The 208-nt window shown below is 47.1% G+C and carries 1 protein-coding gene; it reads left to right on the top strand.

Going from position 1 to position 208, the window contains the following annotated elements:
* Positions 1-208: condensation domain-containing protein (locus AABK37_RS42320; protein ID WP_432557322.1), on the top strand; the 208-nt coding region annotated here is incomplete at both ends.

Below are 208 nucleotides of genomic sequence, written 5' to 3'. Positions count from 1 at the left end.
AACACAGCAAGAAATTACTAGCCAACAACTGGCAATTTCAGAAGCAAGCCGACCGTTTGATTTGGCTGTTGACCCGTTAGTGCGAGCAAGTTTGCTCAAGCTAAAAGAAAAAGAACACGTGTTGCTGGTGGTGATGCACCATATTGTTTCAGATGGTTGGTCAATCGGCGTGCTGGTGCGGGAGTTAGCAGCAGTATACCAAGCTACG

The sequence above is a fragment of the Tolypothrix sp. VBCCA 56010 genome (assembly GCF_050875635.1).
Lineage (GTDB): Bacteria > Cyanobacteriota > Cyanobacteriia > Cyanobacteriales > Nostocaceae > Hassallia.
This window is presented reverse-complemented; position numbering and strand designations above follow the sequence as displayed.